The organism is Phenylobacterium sp., from assembly GCF_020253645.1.
Taxonomy (GTDB): domain Bacteria; phylum Pseudomonadota; class Alphaproteobacteria; order Caulobacterales; family Caulobacteraceae; genus Phenylobacterium.
This window is the reverse complement of the sequence record NZ_JADCBG010000113.1, coordinates 1-3,564: the sequence shown is the minus strand read 5'-3', so window position 1 is coordinate 3,564 and position 3,564 is coordinate 1. Positions and strand designations below refer to the sequence as shown.

Here is a 3,564-nt window from a genome sequence, read left to right as displayed (position 1 = left end):
GCCGCCTCGGTCCCATAGCCCTTCCCCCAGGCCTCCCGGCTATAGCAATAGCCGAAGGCGCTGTTGTCGGGGTTGGCCTCGTGGAGAGAGATGACGCCGATCATCTCAGACGTTGCCTTCACCTCGACGGCCAGGCTCAGGTCCTCCCGCGGCCAGGTCTTCTGCCGTTCAAGATTGCGGTCCAGCACTTCGCGGGTGACCTCCAGGGTGTTGGGGCCCCAGGTCATGTAGCGCACCACCTCCGGGTCGGTGGCATAGGCGTGCATGGCGTCGAAGTCGTCTTCACGGAACTCGCGCAGCCACAGCCGCTCGGTCTCGATGGGAAGCCAGGATGGGGTGGACATGGGAACGATCCAATTCAGGAGGATCGGACGGGTTCGTGGTTTCGCCAGCCCCCGACCGACGTTGGCGGGGTCTGGTTCGAGGCGGCGTCAGCTCAAGGCGTGCGCATTCGAACGACCCCGGTGGGACCGTTGGAATTGGAGCAAGCGAAAGCCTCAGCGCGAACCATGGGCGGCTTGTAGCCGAGCTTGCCGCCAAACCGCAAGATTGCGGCCTTTGCGCGCGCCGCCCGTCCGGCCTAGAAATCCCTCATGCGCCAGAGCTTCAAAGAGTCCGCCGATCCGTCCTACGGGTCCCTCCACCTGCCCCGCATCCGCGCCGCCATGGCCGCCCAGGGGCTCGACGGCCTGCTCGTGCCCCACGAGGACGAGCACCAGAACGAATACCTGCCCGCCGCCAACGACCGGCTGGCCTGGGCCACGGGCTTCACCGGCTCGGCCGGCGCCGCCATCGTGATGGCCGACCGGGCCGCGGTCTTCGTGGATGGCCGCTACACCATCCAGGTCCGGGCCCAGGTCGACGCCGCCCTTTTCGAGATCTGCGACCTGGTGGTCGGCGGGGTCCCGGCCTGGATCGAGGCCCACACCCGCGCCGGCCAGGTGATCGGCTACGATGCGCGCCTGCACAGCCCCGACGCCCTGGGCCACCTAAGGAACGCCGCCATCCGGTCCGGCGCAACCCTGAAGCCGGTGGACCCCAACCCCCTGGACGTGGCCTGGGGCGTCGACCGGCCGGCCCAGCCCGCCGCCCCGGTGCGCCCCCACGCCCTGGCCTTCGCCGGTGAGGAGTCCGCCGCCAAGCGGGCCCGGCTGGGCGAGGGCCTTGTCGCGAAGGGGGCCGAGGCCGCCGTCCTGACCGCCCCGGCCTCCATCGCCTGGCTGTTCAACGTTCGGGGCGGTGACGTCAGTCGCACCCCCCTGCCGCTCGCCCAGGCCATCCTGAACCGCGACGGCTCGGCCCGCCTCTTCCTCGAGCCGGTCAAGGTGACCCCGGAGCTTCCGGCCTGGCTGGGCAATGGCGTGTCCCTCGAAACCCCGGCGGACCTGCCCGGCGCCCTGGCCGGCCTGAAGGACAAGGTGGTCCTGGTGGATCCGGCCCAGTCCCCGGCCTTCTATTTCGACGCCCTGGAGGCCGCCGGCGCCCGGGTGCTGCGGGGCGAGGACCCCTGCGCCCTGCCCAGGGCTTGCAAGAACCCGGTGGAGATCGCCGGCTCCCGAAGCGCCCATGTCCGCGACGGCGTCGCCCTGACCCGCTTCCTGCACTGGGTGGCCACCGAGGCCCAGACCCTGCTGCCCGACGAGATCGAGGTCGCCAGCCGGCTGGAGGCTTTCCGCGAGGAAGTTGAGGGCCTGGCGGACCTGTCCTTCGACACCATCGCCGCGGCCCTGGGCAACGCCGCCCTGCCGCACTACCACCCCACCGAGAAAACCAATGCGCGCACCGCACCCGGCACCCTGCTGCTCGTGGATTCCGGCGGCCAGTACCCGGACGGCACCACGGACGTCACCCGAACCATGGCCATCGGGACCCCGAGCCGGGAGATGTGCGAGCGCTTCACCCTGGTGCTCAAGGGCCACCTGGCCCTGGCGGCCCTGCGCTTCCCGGCGGGAACGACGGGCTCGGCGGTGGACGCCTTCGCCCGGGCCGCCCTCTGGTCCCGCGGACTGGACTACGACCACGGCACCGGCCACGGCGTCGGCGTCTTCCTGGGGGTCCACGAGGGCCCGCACCGCATCGCCAAGGCCCCGAATTCGGTGGCCCTCCAGCCCGGCATGATCGTTTCCAACGAGCCCGGCTACTACAAGGAAGGCGCCTACGGCATCCGGATCGAGAACCTCCAGTACGTGACCGAGCCCAGGACCATCCCCGGCGGCGAGCGGCCCATGCTGGGCTTCGAGGCCCTGACCCTGGCCCCCATCGACCGGACCCTGATCCTTCCGGATCTGTTGACGGCGGAGGAGCGCGCCCAGCTGGACGCCTACCACGCCCGGGTCCTGGCCGAGATCGGCCCGCACCTGGACCACGAGGTCCGCACCTGGCTCAAGGCCGCCTGCGCGCCGATCGGGGGATGAGGCGCAGGACGGCGCGGAGCTGGAAACACCGGGCCGTAGCGCCCCAAGGGGGAGCTGTCGGCCAAGCGGGGCGAGGGGGTCAAGGCGGTTCGGGAATCCCCTTGAGCGGGTCTGCTGGGTTCAGAACCTAGCTGGCGGGAGACAGGCCGCCGCGCTCCAGGGCGCCGCGCAGCTTGTCGCCCAGGACGATCCCGGGCGGGGTCTTCGCCCCCTCCATCACCGCCGTGAAGACGAGTTCCTGTCGGCCGGGCACGGGCCCCGCCGCCCAGGCGACCGTGCGGCTACGGTCGGCGTTGGAGGGACAGGAGGCCCAGATCTCGGCGCCCTCGCGGCCAGCCGTCTTCATCAGCTGCTCGACGGTGCGCACCTCCTTCCCGCTGCAGGCGGGCCAGGCCGTACCGCAGGACCGGCTCGAGCCATAGCGCCAGACGCTCCGCCCCGTTCCCGCCTCGGCGATCAGCACGCAGGTGTTGGGATCGCCCACGGCGTCGCCCACCGCCGCCTTCAGCGCATCGGGGTCCACTCCGGACGGCAGGGGCGGCGAACAGGCGGCGACCAGGGCGAGGGTCGCGGCGAGGGGGAGCCAGAGGGGGGTCTTGGACGGCATGGCGCAACTCCGGGAGGGCGCTCCAGTCTATCCCGGTTCCCGCGGGCATGCGACACCCGCTTGACGCTCCCGCCGCCGGACGGGACAACACGCACCGCAAACGCAGAACGGGGCGCAACGCCCGACGGGAGGACCCCCATGGACATGAACCTCATCAACCGGATTCCAGGCGCCCTCCAGGGCGTCGTCGAGGCCGGGGACCTGTCGGGCTTCGTCACCCTGATCTGGCGAAAGGGCGAGATCGTCCAGCTGAACGCCCTGGGCAGGCGCGACATCGCCGGCGACAAGCCGATGACCCGCGACACGATGTTCCGCATCGCCTCCATGACCAAGCCCCTTACCTCCGTCCTGGCCCTGATGCTGATGGAGGAGGGCCGGCTGAAGCTGGACGACCCGATCACGAAGTGGGCGCCGGAATTCTCCGGCATGAAGGTGCTGAAGTCCGCTTCGGGTCCGCTGGACGAGGTGGTCGACGCGCCCCGCGACATCACGGTGGAGGATCTCCTGACCCACCGCTCGGGCCTGGCCTATGGCTTCACCTCG

At 70.9% G+C, this 3,564-nt stretch carries 4 protein-coding genes; 2 read left to right on the top strand and 2 right to left on the bottom strand.

All coding sequences use genetic code 11. From position 1 onward, the window contains the following. The coding region (locus INE98_RS08235; protein WP_293538097.1) for a GNAT family N-acetyltransferase at positions 1–344 on the bottom strand (344 nt) is incomplete at its 3' end. Positions 345–593: 249 nt separating this feature from the next. Between INE98_RS08235 and INE98_RS08230 the strand changes: the two genes are divergently transcribed. Further along, positions 594–2,414 carry an aminopeptidase P family protein gene (locus INE98_RS08230; RefSeq protein ID WP_293538096.1) on the top strand — a complete coding sequence of 607 codons (1,821 nt, stop codon included), beginning with the start codon at positions 594–596 and terminating at the stop codon, positions 2,412–2,414. A gap of 127 nt (positions 2,415–2,541) precedes the next feature. On the opposite strand, the gene INE98_RS08225 is transcribed toward INE98_RS08230, so the two are convergent. Then, on the bottom strand, positions 2,542–3,021 hold the full coding sequence (locus INE98_RS08225) for a hypothetical protein (protein ID WP_293538094.1): 480 nt from the start codon (positions 3,019–3,021) through the stop codon (positions 2,542–2,544). Between the two features lie 138 nt (positions 3,022–3,159). Between INE98_RS08225 and INE98_RS08220 the strand changes: the two genes are divergently transcribed. Then, positions 3,160–3,564, top strand: a 405-nt coding sequence (locus tag INE98_RS08220) for a serine hydrolase (RefSeq protein ID WP_293538093.1), incomplete at its 3' end; no start/stop codon positions are given.

What these genes read in the sequence shown, in the direction of transcription:
- INE98_RS08225 (WP_293538094.1), bottom strand. Translation starts at nt 3,021, where the DNA reads ATGCCGTCCAAGACCCCCCTCTGGCTCCCCCTCGCCGCGACCCTCGCC.
- INE98_RS08230 (WP_293538096.1), top strand. Translation starts at nt 594, where the DNA reads ATGCGCCAGAGCTTCAAAGAGTCCGCCGATCCGTCCTACGGGTCCCTC.